Genomic DNA, 18,135 nt, shown 5'->3' on the forward strand with positions numbered 1-18,135 from the left:
TGTAAAAGGACCAGCGCAACGACTGACCGCACCGGGCGGCACCCGGCCCCGCGGCCCGTGCCCTCCGGCCCGGCTCGGTCCTGCCGACAGGACTGGCGGAGGCGGTCCGGCCGGGGCGGGGTCAGGCGAGTTCGAGCAGGCCGCCCAGGGTGAAGACGACTCCGCCCAGAGCGATCACCGCGCCCATGAAGCGGTAGAACTGGGCGGAGGCGACCCGCGGGGCCGGGCCGAGGCCTCCCCGGGCGTGCATCGCGAGTTCGGTGTCGGCGGCCGCCCGGCGCTCCAGCGGGACGGCGGCGCCGCGGATGTTCAGCGCGGCCCAGCTGCCCGCGACGATCGCGGTGGGTCCGGCAGTCAGCAGGACGACGGCCAAGCGCAAGGTGTGCCTCCGGGCGGTGTGATGATCGCCCCGAGGTCAGCACTGGTCAGACGGCCTTCCGCGCCCCGGGGCGGGTCTGGCTGAGGGCGGCTCCGGCCAGCACGATCGCGGCGCCGACCGGGGTGTTCCAGTGCAGCTGCTCGCCGAGGACCAGGACGCCCGCCGCGGTGGCGATGACCGGGATGAAGTAGGTGACCATCTGGGCGGTGGTCGGTCCGACCTCCGTCACCAGGCCGTACTGCATCTGCAGGGCCATGCCCGTGCCGAGCGCGCCCAGGGCGATCACCGAGAGGGTCGGCCAGAGCGGGAACGAGGTCGGCGCCGCGGTGAAGAGGACGCTGACCAGCGCGAGCTGGAGCGTGGAGACCATGAGCTGGCCGCCGGTCAGGGCCACCGGGGAGCCCGGGGTGCCGGCCAGCGTGCGGCGGACGTAGATCCAGCCGATGGGGTAGCAGAGGGCGGCGAGCAGGGCGAGGGCGGTGCCCCTGGCGTCGACGCCGGCGAAGCCCTGCCAGGCGCCGAGGACGATGAGGACGCCGACGAAGCCCAGGCCCAGGCCCGCGAAGCGGCGGCGCGTGGGGCGGTCCTCGGACAGGGCGACCATCGACAGCGCCATGCCCCACAGCGGGGAGGTCGCGTTGCAGATGCCGGCCAGGGTGGAGGGGATGCTCAGCTCCGCGTACGCGAAGAGCGAGAACGGGACGGTGTTGAGCAGGAGCGCGGCCACGCTGAGGTGACCCCAGGTGCGCAGGCCCCGGGGGAGCTTCTCGCGGCGGACCAGCAGCACCGCGAGGAGGGCGAGCGCGCCGAACAGGACCCGGCCCAGGGCCACTTGGAAGGGTGCGTACCCTTCGGTGCCGACCTTGATCAGGAGGAAGCTGAAGCCCCAGACGACCGAGAGGATCGCGAACCGGACGCGCCAGTCGAGGAGCCTGGCGCGCCAGCCGGCGGCGGTGCCGGCCGCGGTGGTGGCGCTCGTGGGAACGCCGGCGGTCGTAGGGGTGGCGGTGGTGGAGAGGGTGGGCCGCGGGGCTGTCGGTGCGCTCATGGCCCTTACTGTGCTCGTGTCAACTTCGTAGGACAAGCGAATGTTTCTCCAGTCCACGACGTAGCATTGCTTACATGTTGAACTTGGAGCGCCTGCGCACCCTCGATGCCCTCGCCCGCCACGGCTCGGTCAGCGGCGCGGCCGACGGGCTCCACGTCACCACCTCCGCCGTGTCCCAGCAGATGGCCAAGCTGGAGCGCGAGGTCGGCCAGCCCCTGCTGGCCAAGAACGGGCGCGGGGTCCGGCTCACCGACGCCGGGCGGCTGCTCGCCGATCACGCGGCGCGGATCATCTCCCAGGTGGAGCTCGCCCAGGCCGACGTCGAGGCCCAGCGCGGCTGCGCCGTCGGCGAGCTGCGGATCGGCGCCTTCCCGACCGCCATGCGCGGGTTGCTGCCGCAGGCCCTGTCCGCGCTGCGCGCCGGGCACCCGGACGTGCGGGCCCGGGTGCGCGAGCAGGAGCCCGAGGACAGCATGGCCGCCGTCGTGCGCGGGGACCTCGACCTCGCGCTGGCCATCGACTGGCACAACAAGCGGATGCCGGTGCCCGCCGAGCTCACCCGGACCCACCTGCTGGACGACTCCGTCGACATCGCGGTCCCGGCCGGTCACCCGCTGGCCGACCGGAGCAGGATCTCGCTCGCCGACTTCGCCGACGACGACTGGATCTCCTGGAACGAGGGGCAGTTCTGCCACGAGTGGCTGGTCTTCACCCTGCGCGGTGCGGGCGTCGAGCCGCGCATCGCCCACATCGCCGAGGAACACCACACCCAGCTGGCCTTCGTGGAGGCCGGACTCGGCGTCTGCGTGGCGCCGAGGCTGGGCCGCGGCCCGGTGCCGCCGGGGGTGCGGCTGCTGCCGGTCTGCGACGCCGTACGCCGCCACGTGTACGCCGTCTGGCGCGCTGACGCCGACCGGCGGCCCTCGATCCGGGCCGCGGTCGACGCCCTGCACGAGGCGGCCGCCGGACTCCAGTAGTCCGCCCGCCCTGCCTCCGGCCCTACAGCTTGCGGAAGTCCCAGGAGACGATCGAGTCGGGGGTCAGCCGGATCCAGGCATGTCGCCCGTCGTGCGGCATCTCCTCGATGCCGAAGTTCTTGACCGGGAAGATCCGCTCGGCCTCCGCCAGTTCGGGGCAGGGCTCGCCGGTGCGCGGGGCCTCGCCCACGAAGACGGCGCTGCCGGACAGCTCGACCCCGCGCAGTTCGTCGTACGACTCTCCCGAGTCCACCACCACCGAGATCCGCGGATCCTTGCGCAGATCGGACCAGCGGCGGCTGCGCGTGATCGAGTACAGCCACAGCGAGCCGCCGTCCCAGGCGAACCACAGGGCGCCCACGTGCGGACGCCCGTCGGGGGAGACCGTCGCGACCCGGCAGGTCTTCCGCTCGCGCAGGAAGGAGTCCACTTCCGCGTCGCTCATCATGATGCGCCGGCCCCGCCGCTGCGAGGTTCCGGTTCGTGACTCGTCCATCCGTCCTGCACCCCTTCACATCTGACTGTGTGTCAGGAATCATGAGGGCTCTTCCGTCGCCACGCCAGGGGGAGCCATGCCGGATCTCGATCCCGCCACCACCGCGCTGCTCACCGTCGAGTGCCAGAACGGTGTCGTGGGCGAGGAGAGCGCGCTGCCCGAGCTCGCCGAGGAGGCCCGGGACTCCGGGATGCTGGGGCGGGTGGCCGCGCTGGTCGACGCCGCGCGCGGGGCCGGCGTACAGGTGCTGCACGCCGTCGCCGAGCGGCGGCCCGACGGACTCGGTGCGAACACCAACGCCCGGCTGTTCCGGGCCGCGGAAAAGCTGCCCGTGCGCCAGCTGACCGGAAGCCGGGCCGTGGAGGTCGCCGCCCCCATCGTCGTCGCCGGGCAGGACCTGGTGGTCCGCCGGCTGCACGGGCTCTCCCCGATGGCGGGCACCGACCTCGACCCCCTGCTGCGCAACCTCGGCATCCGCACCCTCGTCGTCACCGGGGTCTCCTCCAACATCGCCATCCCCAACACCGTCTTCGACGCCGTGAACCTCGGCTACCAGGTGGTGGTCCCCGCCGACGCCATCGCCGGGGTGCCCGCCTCCTGCACCGCCGAGGTGATCCGCAACTCCCTCGCACTCGTGGCGTCCATCACGACGGCCGAAGACCTCCTCAAGCAGTGGGCCCCCGCGCACTGATCCCCGTAACCTGGGCGGATGCTGTCCGAAGTGATCGCGACCCGTTACGTCACGCCCCTGCGTGAGGGCGGCTCGCTCCCGGGAATCGTCGAGGCCGACGACCTCGGTACCTACGTCATGTAGGTACGTGCGTGCCGGATACGGGCCGCGGCCTGCGCCTCGCGCTGCATCCGGGTCCGCCGATCGGCCGGTTCGGCTGCAGAGGCTGGCCGGGGCCTGCCCGGCAGCCGGGCGGCGGCCCGGGATGCCGCGCCCTTGCAAGAACCCACTGACGCTTACGTTAATTCCTTGCAACAGAAGACGATCACTGCTTAGCCTCTGTCGATCACCAATGACGGCCAGTCCGGTTATCCGACCGACCTATCTGAGGAGCGTTGTGACGGCGCAGGCATCTGTTGTGCAGCCGGGAGTCTTAGGCGACGACAGAGGTTTCACACTCCATGCACCGGACGGAACCTCGTACCGCGTCGATGTGGCGAACGACGTCCTCGCCCCCGGAAACCCCCTGCTGGCGGACTACTGCGAGGGCCGCCGGGTGGTTGCCTTCCTCAGCCCGACCGTCGACCGGCTCTACGGGCAGCAGCTGCGTGCCTACCTCGGGGCCCGACTCGCCCCGGACAGCTGGAGCGCGGTCGTTCTGGAGGGCGGTGAGCAGCGTAAGACCATGGCGTCGGTCGAGGAGATCTGTGCCCGGGCCAAGCAGGCAGGGCTCGACCGGCGCGGAGTGATGCTGGCCGTCGGTGGAGGGGTCACCTGCGACCTGGTGGGCTTCGCCGCTGCGATCTACTGCCGGGGCGTGCGCTACATGAAGGTCAACACCACGCTGGTCGGCCAGGTCGACGTGGGCGTGGGCGTCAAGACCGGCGTCAACGCCCTCGGCGTCAAGAACATGCTTGGCGCCTACCACCCGGCGCATGCCTCCCTCAACGACCGGGCCTTCCTCCGGACCCTGTCCCCCCGCCAGATACGTTGCGGGCTCGGCGAGATAGCCAAGATGGCGATCATCAAGGATGCCGCCCTGTTCAGGGTGCTGGAAGAGTGCCCGGAGGTCTTTCAGCGGCCGGACCCCCCGTCGGCCTGGCTCACCCAGGCGGGCCTCGGGCAGCGCGGCGTCGAGGACTACGTGATCCGTACCTCGATGGCTCTGATGATGGAGGAGCTCTGCCCCAATCTTCGTGAGCACGACCTGGCCCGCCTGGTCGACTTCGGCCACACCTTCGGCCCTGTGATCGAGACGGCCGGCGAATACCGGATCGCGCACGGCGAGTCCGTCGCGATCGACATGGCTCTCTCCAGCCAGCTCGCCCGGGTCCTGGGGCTGATCGACGCCGAGGACTGCGAACGGATCCTCAGCCTGCTCATCGCGCTGGGTCTGCCCGTCCACGACCCCGGTACCTGCACCCCCGACCTGATGAACCGAGCCCTGGAAGACTCCTGGGAGCGGCGGGGACGCAGACTGCACCTCGTGGTGCCCGAGGGCATCGGCTCCGGGGTCTTCGTGGATGACCTGGACGACATCCCGGCCGGCGCCCTGGACGAGGCGCTGCGGGCACTCGGTGCCCGGGCCGAGGCGCGGTCCGCCCCTCTTGTGACGGTGCGCTGAGGGGTCCACCCGGACCCTCGGTGCCCCCTCCGGCCCCCAGTACCGGAGGCGCCCGCCCGTGCGGTTCCCGCCTTCGCCGGACAACAGGGGCCTCCTCGGCGTATGTGACGACGCCGCGTTCCCCGGCCGCACGGTCTGCTCCGGTCTCCCTCGCCCCGGTCCGACCAGCCGCACACAGACAGCCCCTTGGAGCCGCACCCCGATGAGCCCCGACCAGCCGGATCCGACGCATCCGCACGCAGACCCCGTCACTCCCGGACCCACCCGTGCCAGGATCACCAACCTGTACGAGGGGCTGCTGCGCGAGGTCACCGGAGACCACGGCGGCAACGGCACCATCCTGGCCCACCGCGCCTACCGCCGGGAGGAGGCCCCGGCGCCGATCGCCTTCGTGGACCTGGTCGTGCTGCCCCCGCACACCTCCATCGGGTTGCACCGGCACGCCGACGACCACGAGACGTATGTCATCCTCTCCGGCCGTGGCCGAATGACTCTGGACGGTGCGGAGTTCGGCGTGCGCGAAGGAGACGTGATCACCAACCGTCCCTACGGAGAGCACGGTTTGGCCAACGACGGCGACACCGAACTCAAGCTCATGGTCTTCGAGGTCGGTCCGCTGGATGGTGCCCGGTGACCGGCCCCCGCCAGCTGGAACAGCTCGACAGGGAGGCGGCGCGGCTGGCCCCCGGCGCCTCGGAGGAGTCGGCGCTGGGCCGCCGCGTCTTCGTCGAGGGCCGCGGCGCGGTCCTCACCGACCTGGACGGCAACCAGTACATCGACCTCGCGGCCGGCACCCTCACCCAGTCGCTCGGGCATTGCCACCCGGAAGTCGTCGCGGCGCTCGCCGAACAGGCCGCCCGCCTGTGGAACGTCCACGACTTCGCCACTGCCGACCGCGCGGCCCTGTGCGACCTGCTCGCCGACCTGCTGCCGGAGTACCTCGACACCTACTCCTTCTTCTCCACCGGCGCCGAGGTCGTCGAGGCCGCACTGCGCACCGTCCAGGCCCTCGCCGAGCCCGGCCGCAACCGGGTCGGGGCACTGCGGTACGGCTTCCACGGCAAGACCCAGGGTGCCCGCATGCTCGTCCACTGGGACATCGGCAACCAGGCCTTCGCGGGCAACAGCGTCCTCGGCTACTCCCCCTACTGCTACCGCTGCCCGCTCGAACTCGCATACCCGTCCTGCGGGGTGCGCTGTGCCACCCTCGTGCGCCGGCACATCGCCGAGAAGTCCAATGTCTCCGCGCTGGTCTTCGAGCCGGTGCTCGGTGCGGCCGGCGTCATCGTGCCTCCGCCCGGCTACTGGGAGCAGATCGCCGACAGTTGCCGTGAGCACGGCGTGCTGCTGGTCGCCGACGAGGTCCTCACCGGAGGCGGACGCACCGGCACGTTTCTGGCCGCCGAGCGGTTCGGCATCGAGCCGGACCTGGTCACCCTCTCCAAGGGCATGGCCTCGGGCTTCCCGTTCGCCGTGCTGGCCGGTCGCTCCGACGTGCTGCGCCACCCGCAGGCGGGCCGTGCGGGCTCCACCGCCTCCACCTATTCCAACAACCCGCTGGGCATCGCCGCGGCCAGGGCCACGCTCGAGGTCGTCCGCCGCGACACTCTGATCGAGCAGGTCGACGTCCTCGGTGCCCTGTTGGGCGAAGGCCTTGCCGAACTGCAGGCAAAACATCAGGTATTGGGCGATGTGCGAGGCGTAGGGCTGCTGTACGGGCTGGAGTTCGTACGCGATCGCGCCACCCGTGAACCCGCCCCCGAGATCGCCCGCGAGGTCTACCTGGCCGCGCTCGATCTGGGGCTGCGGACCTCGATCGGGGGCCACATCATTCGGCTCGCCCCGCCGTTCACCATCGACCGAGACCTGCTGGAGGAAGGCATCGCCCTCCTCGGCCGGGCCCTGGAACGCGTCACGGGAGCCGAGCGGTGATCGTCGCGGAGAACCTGGCAAAGGAGTTCAAGGTCCACGAGCGGAAGCCCGGGTTGCTCGGAAGCCTCAGCACCCTGTTCAGCCGGGAGTACCGGCTGGTGCGCGCGGTCTCCGGGGTCTCCTTCGAGATCCCCGCCGGGGTGAAGGCCGCGTACGTCGGCGCCAACGGAGCGGGCAAGTCCACCACCGTCAAGATGCTCACGGGCATCATGAGTCCGACCTCGGGCCGCGCTGTGGTGGCGGGCCTGGAGCCGTACCGGGAGCGGCGGCGCAACTCGGCCAACATCGGAGTCGTCTTCGGCCAGCGCAGCCAGCTCTGGTGGGACTTGCCGGTACCGGATTCCTTCCGGATCCTGCGCCGTATCCACGAGATCCCCGACGCCGTCTACCGACGCAACATGGACCTCTACCGGGACCTGCTGGACCTCGGCGCCCTCGGCAACACGCCGGTGCGGCAACTGAGTCTCGGCCAGCGGATGCGCGCCGAGGTCGCGGCCAGTCTCCTGCACGATCCGAAGGTGGTGTTCCTCGACGAGCCGACCATCGGCCTCGACCTGGTCCTGAAGGAAGCGGTCCGCGAACTGGTGAACCGCGTCAACGCCGAACTCGGCACCACCGTGATGCTGACCAGCCACGACATGGGCGACATCAGTGCCATCTGCGACCAGGTGCTGGTGGTCAACCGGGGCGAGGTGGTGCACCGGGGCACCATGCACGAGCTGCTGCGCACCGCCGACACCCGCGCGGTGTTCTTCGAGCACCGTCAACAGCCGGAGCACCAGGTCGGTCATGGCAGTACCGACCGCGCGACCGCACTGATCGAGGCACATCTTGACGGGGCGTCGGCGACCCTGGTCGACGGCGGCCGAATCAAGGTCGAGTACCCCGCCGACCGATGGTCGGCCCGCCAGGTGATGGGGTTCCTGCTGGAGCATTTCGACGTCACCGACTGCGTGGCCCCCGAACCGGACCTGGAGATGGTGCTGCGCCGCATCTACACCGGCAGCGGCAACGGACCGTCCGCCGGGATGCGGGAGACGGCTGCCTGATGTCGACGTCAAGCCACGGGACGAAGGGGCGGCCGGGTCCGTCAGGGGCGGCCGGCCCACGCGAAGGAAGGTGGGCCGGTACGACAGCCACCGCCACTCTGCGCCGCTACACGCCGTTCGCCACGGCGAGTCTGCAGGGGCTGCTCCAGTACCGCTCGACCTTCCTGATCAACGCCCTCACGGCGACGGCTGCGGTCGGGGTGCAGGTCTTCCTGTGGCGCGCGGTGTACGCCGGCCGCGAGGACGGCCTGCCGGGTGGCTACGACCTGCCCCGCCTGACCACGTATGTGCTACTGGCCCAGGTGCTCGGCCTGCTGCAGGCCAACCGGGTGGACGAGGAGGTCGCCGGGGAGGTCCAGCGCGGTGACATCGCCGTCTCGCTGCTGCGGCCGGTCAGTTATCCACTCTCCCGTTTCGCCGCGGGCCTTCCGGTTTCGCTGACCAACGCCACCCTGGTCGCGGTGCCGGTGGTGCTCCTCTACGCGCTGCTGCTGCCGCTCACCACCCCGACCTGGTCCGGTGTGCTGCTGTTCGCGTGCTCGGCCGGTCTGTCGCTGGTGATCGGCTTCGCCGTGAATCTGCTGGTCGGGCTGGCCGGGTTCGTCACCACCAATGTCTGGGGCGTCCGTATCGTCAAGGACAGCGTCGTCGCGTTCTTCGCCGGGCAGGTCGTCCCGCTGGCGATGCTGCCCGGGCCACTGGCCGCCGTCGCGTCCGTGCTGCCCTTCCAGGGCATGGTCGACGGACCGCTGCGGCTGCTCCTCGGCCGGTACGACGGTCCGGTCGACGCCGCGGGCATCCTCGCCGTCCAGCTGGCCTGGGCCGCGGCGCTGACCGTGCTGGCCGCTCTCGCCTGGCGCCGTGCCGTGCGCCGCGTGGAGGTGCTCGGCGGATGAGACCGCTCGCAACCGCCGCCCGCTACATCCGGCTCACCTGGCATCTGAGCGCCATCAGCGTGAACCGGCTGACCGAGTACCGCATGGACTTCATCCTCGGCGCCGGCGGACTCCTGCTGCGTGTGATCGGTCAGGTCGCCGTGATCGGCGTGATCTTCCGGCAGGTTCCCCTGATCGCCGGCTGGCACTACCACGAGGTGCTGTTCCTGTTGGGCTTCTCGTTCCTGCCGCGCGGCCTTGACCGGATCTTCACCGACCAGCTGTGGATCCTGGCCCGCAAGCTGGTGCAGAACGGCGAGTTCTTCCGCTACCTCATCCGGCCGGTCCATCCGCTGTTCTCGCTGCTGTCCGAGCGTTTCCTCTACCCGGACGGCTTCGGGGAACTGCTCACCGGAGCCGCCCTGGCCTGGTACGCCGCCGCCCACCTGGGGCTCGACCTGGGCGTCGGGGAGCTGCTGTTCGCCGCACTGCTGGTCCTGTGCGGCGCGTTGATCCTCGCCTCGATCAAGACGCTTTTCGCATCGCTCGCGTTCTGGACCACCAGCAGTTTCCCGGCTCTGTACGCGGCCAACCAGCTCGGTGACTTCTCCGGTTACCCCCTCGACCTCTACCACCCGTCCCTGCGGTGGCTGCTGACCTGGCTGCTGCCCTACGCCTTCACCGCCTACGTCCCCGCGACATACCTGCTGTTCGGGCACACCCGCATGCTGCCCTGGCTCTTCGTGGTGACCGGTGGGCTGGTGATTCTCGCCCTGGCCGTCTGGCACCGGGGCGTCGACCGCTACGAGATGACCGGGAGCTGAACCTTGGACACCCTGCTGCTCGGCGGGCCACCGCCCGCCACGGTCGAACTGCTGCGTGCCGCCCCCTGGATGGACGAGAGCACCCGTCACTCCGGCCACGTGGTACTCCTCGACCAGGCCACCCTCGGCGAGGTCCGGCTGCTGATCGTCGGCACCCCGGAAGCCACCCCGGAGACCACCCCGGAGACCACCCCGGGAGGTCCCTCCTCCGAGCGCACCCCGGGCGCGGGCACCGCCACACGCTGGTTCGTTCCCGTTCTCGACGCCGATCCCGGCCGTGGTGCCGAGGGCACCGCAGCCTTCGACCGGCTCGTCGTGAACGCCTTGCGCGAAGGACTGCGGGTGACCACCCGTCGTGGCAATGCCATCGAGTTCCGCGGCGAACCCGCCCCGTACGAGGGGCAGCTGCCCTTCGATCCCGGCTGGTGCTCCAACACCCTCTCCCTGCTCGACCTCGGCGGCACGGCCCACGCCCACAAGACCTACCGCCGGATCGGCGACGGCACCCGCGAGCCCGAGCTGCTGCGCCTGATGGTGGGCAGCGGCCGAACTCAGCACCCCGTCGGCGAGTACGCCTATGTGGACACCGCCACCGGACGCCGCGAACCCCTCGGAGTGCTCTACCGCTACGCCGAGGGGGAGGGCTTGAACGTGCCGCTCCGGGCAGGCATCCGGGCCCTGTGGCCCCTGCTGCACGCGGGCACCGGCCCTCGGGCCGCCGTCACCGAATCGCAGCAGGACCTGACGGCGCTCCTGCGTGCCGCCGGTCGATTCCTGCGCGGCTTCCACCAGGAGCTCGCCGAACGGCTCGCCCCGCACCCCGATTTCCCGGCCGACAGCTTCCTCAGGGAAACGGCCGGGAAGCTGGCCGCGCTCACCCCGCTGATCCTCGCCGACACCCGCATCCCGGTCGAGGTGAGGGAAGCCGCCGCCACCGGCATGGCCCGCGAGCTGGCCCGGATCGCCGACCTGCCACCGCGGCCGTGGCCCGTCGGCCCCTGCCACGGCGACCTGCACCTGTCCCACGTGCTGTGTCAGGAACTCCCCGGCGGTATATGGGATTTCCGTCTCATCGACCTGTCCACCCCGATCCTGGACCCGGCCGACCCGTCGACCGCCCAGTCGCCCTGGCAGGACCTGGCCGCACTCACGCGCGGCCTGGAGATCTTCACCGCCGACGAGTTCACCGACCAGGCCGCGGACACCCTCGGCATGGATCCCGAGGACACCTGTCGCGCGGCCCTCCTCCAGGCCGCGGGCGTCCGCCCCGACACTCCTGGCTGGACGTCGGAGAAGCTCGGCGAGCTGGACCGGCTGCGCGCGTCCGCCGGGCTCTGGGCAGCCCGTGCCGGAGGCCTGCTCGTCGACGACGGCCCAGCCCTCTCAGGCCACCCCGCCCGGCGGCTGTTCCGGCTGCGCCGTCTGATCCACGAGCTGGACTACGCGTACGCCCACGACCGCGCATACCACGCGGCGATCAACCTGCGGCATGCCGTGGAGGCCAGCGCCCTCCCGGCCGCCCGATGAGGACCGGCACCCGTGCACATCATTGAGACCTACTTCGAGTGCGGGGGTTTCGACCACCGCTTTCTCCAGGGCGGCATATCCGTCTATCTCTGGAACCTCTCCAAGGCGCTGGCCGACCAAGGCCACCGTGTCTCCGTCGTCACCCCCGCCCACGGCCGCCTCGACGACCTGCGCGGTTCGTACGACCTGGAACGGCTCGACTACGAGGACCGCTACGAACTGCCTCTCGTCCTCGACCCGCACACGTGGGGTGAGCGCTTCCCCGCCGTGGTCAGCATCCCGCTGACCACCACCGCCCACCGGCTCCGCCTCGATGGCATCGACGTGTACTTCCTGTCCAACCAACTGCTCGACGAGCTACCGGACCGGTTCTACCCCCCGTACGACACCAAGGGGCGGGACCTGGTCTTCTTCAAGCCGCTCGCCTATCAGGTGGACACCATCCGTTTCGTACGCGACCGGTTCGGGGACGAGGAGGCGATCCTCCACGCCCACGAACCGTATTACCACTACCTGATGCCGGCGGCCTTCCGGGACGACCCGGCCAAGCGCGTGGTCGGGACCGTCCAGAGCAACATGCCGATCACCAAGAAGGTCTACCGTCCCAAAGTCGAACGGCTCCTGGAGTTCTTGGGCGTCCCGCACGTACTGCCCGCCGAGGACGAGTCTCCCGACCGCCCTCGCACGGAGTACGAGACGGTCATGAGCGCCTACCAGCAACGCACCCACCTGCACTACGAGTACGGGCCCGGTCACGTCCGCGTCTACGACCTGGTCGCCGAGCACGCGGACCTGGTCGACTTCCTCTCGCCCGGACACCTGGAGTTCTACACCGACTTCGCCGACACCCCCTTCGAACAGCTCTTCACCCGGCTGCCGGTCCATGACACGGTGCGCCGCAACGCCCACAAGAGCTTCGTCGGCGGCTGTGCCATCGGCGCCGGCTGGACCACGCCGGAGCGGCCGCCCGTCGACCGCACCTCCGTCCTCGCCGGCCTCGGCCTCGACCCCGCCCTGCCCACGTTCTTCCACAACGCCCGCTACGCCGTGAACCACAAGGGCCAGGTCGAACTGTTCCGGGCCGTCGACCGGGTCCTCGGCGAGGGACTGGCGGCCAACTTCATCCTGCGCTGCCTCAGCGACGGCGGCATCGACGACCCCTACGTGCGCGAGGTCGTCGAGCGCCACAAGGACCGCATCCACCTGGAGTGCGAACGCGTCGACGAGCGGCGGATCGTCGAGTACGCCGCCTCATCGGACTACTGCGTCTTCCCGTCCAAGTTCGAGATGGACACCTTCCTGATCGCCCAGGGCGAGGCGATGGCCGCCGGCGCCGTCCCGATCGCCACCGCCCAGCTCGGCATGGCCCACTTCGGGCACGTCGCCGACCCGCTGGACGGCGCCGACGCCGCGCGGGCCACCGGCTTCGCCGTCCACCGCTCCTTCGCCGAGGACGACGCGCTCCTGGCCGACTCCCTCGCGCAGCGCATCCACCAGGGCGCGACCCTGCTGCGCGAGCGCCCCGAGGAGTACCGCCGGCTGCGGACCAATGCCATCGCCACCGCACGGCGGTTCACCTGGGAGCGCGCCGCCCGCCTCCACCTGGAGGCCTTCACCGCGCTCCAGGAGGGGCGGCGGCCCGTGATCGGCGTCGAACTGCTGCTGCGGCACGGCTGGTTCGACCTGCTGCCCGACTCGGCGTACGAGACCCATGGCGACGCGATCGCCGAGGCCGCCGCCCGCCTCGGCGACGCCGAGACATACCGGCGCTGCCGCCCGCTGGACGGGCCCGCGGCCCGCGCCCTGTTCGACACCGCCTGGGAGCGCGCCGACTTCGCCCGCTGCGAGTACGCCGCCGATGTGGTCCCGGAGCTGCGCGCCCTTCTGGACAGCCGTTGCACGCTCACCGACGGCCGGATCGTGTACCGCCTGCCGCACGCCGAACGCGTCGAGCTGGTCCGTCTCGCCCCTCCGGGCCCCGGGCGCGGGAGTGTGACGGTACTTCCTCTGGAACGGACCGGACCAGGCGAGTTCACTTGTGAACCACCGGATGCCGGAGGGGACCTGCACCTGCTGCTCACCCTGACCTCGGGCCGCTCCACCTGGGACGTGGTGCGCCATGGTTGACGGAGTGCGCGCCGCCCTGCTGGCGGGCGGCGAGGGCCGCAGGATGGGCAGACTCGGCCACGGCCGCCTCAAGCCGCTGGTGCCCTTCGGCGGCTCCTGCCGGCTGATCGACTTCTCGCTGGCCAACGCCGAGGCATCCGCTCTGGGCGAGGTGCTGCTTCTCTCCCAGTACGAGGAGCGGCACCTCATGGACGACCTGTACCGCACCTGGTGGCGGCCGGGCTTCCGGGTGCACTTCGGGCCGTACGACCGGGCGTACCGCGAAGGCGCCGGGTACCGCCCGCCGGTCCGCCCGGGTCCGCCGGAGCGCGGCACGGCCGATGCGCTGATCCGCAAGGCCCCGTACCTCTTCGGGCCCGGCACCTCCGAGGTGCTGGTGCTGCACGCCGACCACGTCTACCGCTTCGACTACGGTCCGCTGATCGTCGCCCACCGCCGCTCCGGTGCCGCACTGACCCTCGCCTACCAGCGGATCGAGCGACGGTACGTCCACCTCTTCGGCATGGTCGAGTTCGACGGAGCGGGGCGGCTCACCGCGTTCGTGGAGAAGCCCGCCGAGCCCACCAGCGACCTCGTCTTCGCCGCCTTCTGCGTCTTCGACGCGGCCCGCCTGCACCACTACCTGGAGAGGCTGGACGGCACCGACTGGCAGCACGACATCAGCCGGGACGTCATTCCCGCCATGCTCGCGGGAGGCGAGCGCATCCTCGGCCACGAGGTCCCCGGTCACTGGGAGGACATCGGCACGGTCGACCGCTACCACCGGGCCCACCTGGCGCTCCTGGCGGAGGGTGCGGCTCTGACGCCTGATCAGCTTCCCCTCACGGTGATGCCGTCCGTGCGGCGCGGGATCGTCTCCGCCTCCCCCGGCATCGTCCGCAGCATGGTTCCCGCCGACCTCGTCAACCACGGTCGGATCGAGCACAGTGTCGCCTTCCCCGGCGTCCGTGTCGGCGCCGGGGCACGCGTGCGCCGCAGCGTGCTGCTGCCGGGCGCGCGCGTGCCCGCCGGCGCCGAGATCGACTCGGCGATCGTGCTGGAGGACGGCACCGTGCAGTACGTGGCGGCTCCGCACACCCCTGGAACCGCGGAGGCCCCAGGACCCCGTCGCGACACCGCGACCGGACAGGCGGCCACCGAGGACGACCGGCCCGCCGTCACCGGACCCACCGGAGGACCACGTGCCTGAACGCGCCTTCACCGTCGTCGACCTGGGCGGCACCACCCTGCGGATCGCCCGCTACTGCGCCGGGACGAACACGGTCTCCGACGTCCGCCGCATGCCCACCGACGGCATGGCCCGCCGCCCCGGGGCGTCCGTGTCCGTCCTGCAGTCCAGGGTCGTCGAGCAGCTGGCCGTCGTCGCCGCCGAGGCCGTCGAGCGGCACGGCAGCCACGCGCTCGCCGTCGCCTTCGCCGGACCGGTCACCGCCGACGGCCGTGTGGTGACCGCTCCCACCGTCTGGGGCGAGCGCGGGGCACCTCTGCCCCTCCGTCACCTGCTGGAAGAGCGCCTCGGAATCCCCGTCGTCGTGGTCAACGACCTGACGGCCGCCGTGTGGCGCTATGCCACAGGACCGGACGAGCAACCGTTCTGCCTGATCACGGTGAGTTCCGGGATCGGCAGCAAGGTCTACCGAGCGGGGGAGGTGCTCCTCGACGCCGAGGGCCACGGCGGCGAACTGGGTCACTGGACGTGTGACCCTTCGCCGTACGCGCCCCTGTGCGACTGCGGAGGACGTGGCCACCTCGGGGGGATCGCCTCCGGCCGGGGCATGCTCGCCGCGGCCCGCCGGGCCGCCCTCGCTGACCCGCAGGCCTACGCCCGGTCGTCGCTCGCCGAGGTGGCACCCGACCCCGAGCTGCTCGACAACGCGGAGCTGGTCGCAGCCGTGCGTGACGGGGACGCCCTCGCGACGGCAGTGCTGCGCGGCGGTCTGGCCCACCTCGCCTCCGCCGTCACCTCCGTTTTCACCTCGATCGGTGTACGCCGCTACATCCTGATGGGTGGTTTCGCACTGGCCGTCGGACCTCGCTATGTCCAACTGCTCACCGAGGAGCTGGAGCGCCTGGGCTGCTTCGGCCTCGACTCGGCGGAGATCCGGCGGATGGTCGAACTCGGAGCACCCGACGACGACCACGGGCTCATCGGCGCCGGACGGCTGCTCGCCGCGAAGGACCGCGGGCGCAGGGCGGTGACGGCGGCATGACCCGCATCACGGCCACGAGCGCGCCGATGCCCGGCTCGACCACTCTGGTCGTCGGCAGTGGCTTCGTGGGCCGGGCGGTCGCCGCCCGGCTCACCGCGCGCGGCGACACCGCGGTCCTGGTCTCTCGCCGCCCGCCCGCGCGGCAGTCCGGGCCCTGGGTGCGCCTGGACGCCGCCGATGCGGCCTCCTGCGCCCGCGCGGTGAAGAAGGTAGGGCCCGACCGGCTGGTCCTGGTGCACGGCCCGTCCGACGTCACCTGGTGCGAGGCCGATCCGGTGCGCGCCGCCGAGCTGCACACCGCGGCGGCAGCCAACCTCACCGCGGCCGCGCCCGGCCGCCGTACCGTCCTGATCTCCACCGACAACGTCTTCAACGGTGCCTCCCCGGTCAATGACGAATCGGCCGCCACGGCGCCCGCCAATGCCTACGGACGGGCGAAACTGGCGGCCGAGCGCATCGTGCGCGATGCCGGAGACGCGACCGTGCTGCGGGTCAGTCTGGTCTACGGCTGGGAACCTGCGGACTCCGCCAAGTGGCTCAACTTCTTCGCCGCATGCGCCCACCGGCTGCGCGACGGGGAGCGGGTGGAGGCCCCCGACGATCAGTGGACCACCCCGGTGCTGGTCGACGACGTCGCCGCCGTGAGCGCCGCTGCCCTGACCGCGGGGACGCCCGGCCTGCTGCACCTCGGCGGCCCCGACCGCGTCTCCCGAGCGGCATGGGCCGAGATCATCGCCGACGGCCTGGGCGTGCCGCGTTCCCGGGTCGTCCGGGTGCCCAAGGCGCACGGCCGGTACGCCAGCCGCCCCACTCACACCTGCCTGACCAGCACCCTGCTGGACGACTTCCTGCTCCAGCACGGGCTGCGGGTGCGCGGAGTCGTCGAGGGGGCCCGTGACCTGATGGAGGCCGCCTCGTGATCCGAACCGTCCGTTCCCGTGAGGTCTACCGGAACCCCTGGATGACCGTCCGCGAGGACGACATCCGCCGTCCCGACGGCAGCCCCGGCGTGTACGGCGTCGTCGAGAAACCGGACTACGCCCTGGTGATCCCCCGTCAGGACGACGGCACCGTGCACCTGGTCGAGCAGTACCGGTACCCGGTCGGCGGGCGCTACTGGGAGTTCCCGCAGGGCTCCTGGCCCGAGGGCCACGTCGGCGAGGCCCCGCTCGACCTGGCCCGCGCCGAACTGCGCGAGGAGACCGGGCTGCGGGCCACCCGGATGACCTACCTCGGCCTCGTACACGTCGCATACGGCTACGCGTCTCAGGGCTGCCATGTCTACCTTGCGGAGGGGCTGATCCCGGGCGAGACCGAACGCGAGGCCACCGAGGCGGACATGTGCCAGCGCTCGGCCGACCCGGGGGAGTGGCGCGAGCTCGTCCGCGCCGGCCGGATCACGGACGCCGCCACACTGGCCGCCCACACGCTGCTGACGCTGCACGAGGAGGCGCGGAGCGAGGGAACCCGTGGCGGGACGGGGCACAGGGAGACCGGCAGCCGGTGCGGGGAGGCCGGGCGATGACGTTCCCCCCGTACAGCCGCCCGGCCCGCTTCGCGGTCGTCGCGACCGACCTGGACGGCACGCTGCTCCGCGGCGACCTCAGTGTCTCCCCGCGCACTCGGACGGCACTGGTCCGGGCCACGGCGCTCGGCGCCCGCCACCTGGTGGTCACCGGCCGCCCGGCCGCCGGCTGCCGCAGCCTGCTGGAGCCCCTGGGCTACCGAGGCCTCGCGGTGTGCGGTCAGGGCGCTCAGCTCTACGACGTCGGCGCGGACCGGCTCCTGTCCTCGGCAACCCTGGACCGGTCCACCGTAAGGGAGCTGGTGGAACGCATCGCCGAGTCGGCCGGACCGCTGGAGCTCGGCGTGGTCACCGCAGGCCTGTCCGGCGAGTTCCTGGTCACCCCGGGCTTCGGGGAGCGCGTCCGGCACGGCTGGCGGCTCGTCGAGGGCCACACCGACCTGTGGACCCGACCCGTGGAGAAGGTGCTGATCCGCAGCCGCCGCCTGGACGACGACGCTCTCGCCGCACTGGCGCACCGGGTCTGCGCCGGCCGGATCGCCGTCACCCACTCCGGGGAGGGCATGGTCGAACTGCTGCCCGCCGGAGTCAGCAAGGCGACCGGCCTGGCTGCGGCCGCCCGCAGGCTGGGTTTCAGCGCCGCCGACACCGTCGCGTTCGGCGACATGCCCAACGACATCCCGATGCTCGAATGGGCGGCCCACGGTGTCGCCATGGGCAACGCCCACGCCGCACTGCGCCGTCACGCCGACGAGATCGCCCCGACCAACGAGGAGGACGGCGTCGCGGTGGTTCTGGAGCGCCTGTTCCCGCCCGCGCACGCGGCGCGACCCGCCTCGACCCACCCCTGACCGTCCACCCTCCGAGGGAGA

General features: G+C 71.6%; 18 protein-coding genes. 15 read left to right on the plus strand and 3 right to left on the minus strand.

Annotation, left to right across the window (positions count from 1 at the left end; genetic code table 11):
- Positions 1–121: 121 nt before the first annotated feature.
- Together PV721_RS16895 and PV721_RS16900 are read right to left on the minus strand one after the other, a co-directional pair.
- Positions 122–373: a hypothetical protein gene (locus PV721_RS16895; protein WP_319724945.1), complete on the minus strand. Its 252-nt coding sequence runs from the start codon at positions 371–373 to the stop codon at positions 122–124.
- Positions 374–425: 52 nt separating this feature from the next.
- Entirely contained in the window at positions 426–1,463 is a 1,038-nt protein-coding gene (locus PV721_RS16900; RefSeq protein ID WP_416371117.1) for a DMT family transporter, read from the minus strand.
- A 38-nt stretch (positions 1,464–1,501) separates the two neighbouring features.
- On the opposite strand from PV721_RS16900, the gene PV721_RS16905 reads away from it, so the two are divergent.
- Entirely contained in the window at positions 1,502–2,404 is a 903-nt protein-coding gene (locus tag PV721_RS16905; RefSeq protein WP_319724949.1) for a LysR family transcriptional regulator, read from the plus strand.
- 22 nt (positions 2,405–2,426) lie between these two features.
- Here the strand turns inward: PV721_RS16905 and PV721_RS16910 are convergent, their stop codons facing one another.
- A complete protein-coding gene (locus PV721_RS16910) occupies positions 2,427–2,900 on the minus strand; it encodes a pyridoxamine 5'-phosphate oxidase family protein (RefSeq protein WP_319724951.1) in 474 nt (157 codons plus the stop codon).
- 76 nt (positions 2,901–2,976) lie between these two features.
- Between PV721_RS16910 and PV721_RS16915 the strand changes: the two genes are divergently transcribed.
- The 14 genes from PV721_RS16915 to PV721_RS16980 all read left to right on the plus strand — a co-directional run bounded on the left by PV721_RS16915 (position 2,977) and on the right by PV721_RS16980 (position 18,114).
- Positions 2,977–3,591 carry a cysteine hydrolase gene (locus PV721_RS16915; protein ID WP_319724953.1) on the plus strand — a complete coding sequence of 205 codons (615 nt, stop codon included), beginning with the start codon at positions 2,977–2,979 and terminating at the stop codon, positions 3,589–3,591.
- A gap of 472 nt (positions 3,592–4,063) precedes the next feature.
- Positions 4,064–5,194: a sedoheptulose 7-phosphate cyclase gene (locus PV721_RS16920; protein ID WP_319724956.1), complete on the plus strand. Its 1,131-nt coding sequence runs from the start codon at positions 4,064–4,066 to the stop codon at positions 5,192–5,194.
- 202 nt (positions 5,195–5,396) lie between these two features.
- Complete coding sequence (locus PV721_RS16925) at positions 5,397–5,828, plus strand: cupin domain-containing protein (RefSeq protein ID WP_319724958.1); 432 nt, start codon at positions 5,397–5,399, stop codon at positions 5,826–5,828.
- On the plus strand, positions 5,825–7,126 hold the full coding sequence (locus PV721_RS16930; RefSeq protein ID WP_319724959.1) for an aspartate aminotransferase family protein: 1,302 nt from the start codon (positions 5,825–5,827) through the stop codon (positions 7,124–7,126). The genes PV721_RS16925 and PV721_RS16930 overlap by 4 nt, the downstream gene beginning before the upstream one ends.
- Positions 7,123–8,175, plus strand: a complete 1,053-nt coding sequence (locus PV721_RS16935; protein ID WP_319724961.1) for an ABC transporter ATP-binding protein — start codon at positions 7,123–7,125, stop codon at positions 8,173–8,175. Before PV721_RS16930 ends, PV721_RS16935 begins: the two co-directional genes overlap by 4 nt.
- Positions 8,175–9,071 carry an ABC transporter permease gene (locus PV721_RS16940; protein WP_319724963.1) on the plus strand — a complete coding sequence of 299 codons (897 nt, stop codon included), beginning with the start codon at positions 8,175–8,177 and terminating at the stop codon, positions 9,069–9,071. Before PV721_RS16935 ends, PV721_RS16940 begins: the two co-directional genes overlap by 1 nt.
- On the plus strand, positions 9,068–9,874 hold the full coding sequence (locus PV721_RS16945) for an ABC transporter permease (RefSeq protein ID WP_319724965.1): 807 nt from the start codon (positions 9,068–9,070) through the stop codon (positions 9,872–9,874). Before PV721_RS16940 ends, PV721_RS16945 begins: the two co-directional genes overlap by 4 nt.
- A gap of 3 nt (positions 9,875–9,877) precedes the next feature.
- A complete protein-coding gene (locus PV721_RS16950) occupies positions 9,878–11,401 on the plus strand; it encodes a phosphotransferase (RefSeq protein ID WP_319724967.1) in 1,524 nt (507 codons plus the stop codon).
- 12 nt (positions 11,402–11,413) lie between these two features.
- Entirely contained in the window at positions 11,414–13,528 is a 2,115-nt protein-coding gene (locus PV721_RS16955) for a glycogen/starch synthase (RefSeq protein ID WP_319724969.1), read from the plus strand.
- The gene (locus PV721_RS16960) at positions 13,521–14,717 is read left to right on the plus strand and encodes a sugar phosphate nucleotidyltransferase (protein ID WP_319724971.1); all 1,197 of its coding nucleotides are present in this window, start codon (positions 13,521–13,523) and stop codon (positions 14,715–14,717) included. The genes PV721_RS16955 and PV721_RS16960 overlap by 8 nt, the downstream gene beginning before the upstream one ends.
- Positions 14,710–15,738 (plus strand): ROK family protein, encoded by a 1,029-nt coding sequence (locus PV721_RS16965; protein WP_319724973.1) that lies wholly within the window; start codon positions 14,710–14,712, stop codon positions 15,736–15,738. The genes PV721_RS16960 and PV721_RS16965 overlap by 8 nt, the downstream gene beginning before the upstream one ends.
- On the plus strand, positions 15,735–16,658 hold the full coding sequence (locus tag PV721_RS16970) for a sugar nucleotide-binding protein (protein WP_319724975.1): 924 nt from the start codon (positions 15,735–15,737) through the stop codon (positions 16,656–16,658). The genes PV721_RS16965 and PV721_RS16970 overlap by 4 nt, the downstream gene beginning before the upstream one ends.
- Positions 16,655–17,263 carry an NUDIX hydrolase gene (locus tag PV721_RS16975; protein WP_319724978.1) on the plus strand — a complete coding sequence of 203 codons (609 nt, stop codon included), beginning with the start codon at positions 16,655–16,657 and terminating at the stop codon, positions 17,261–17,263. Before PV721_RS16970 ends, PV721_RS16975 begins: the two co-directional genes overlap by 4 nt.
- Positions 17,260–18,114, plus strand: coding sequence for an HAD family hydrolase (locus PV721_RS16980; protein ID WP_319724980.1), 855 nt, complete (start codon positions 17,260–17,262; stop codon positions 18,112–18,114). The genes PV721_RS16975 and PV721_RS16980 overlap by 4 nt, the downstream gene beginning before the upstream one ends.
- Positions 18,115–18,135: the final 21 nt, after the last annotated feature.

Origin of the sequence: Streptomyces sp. MB09-01 (assembly GCF_033794505.1) — a bacterium.
In the GTDB taxonomy this organism is placed as follows: domain Bacteria; phylum Actinomycetota; class Actinomycetes; order Streptomycetales; family Streptomycetaceae; genus Streptomyces.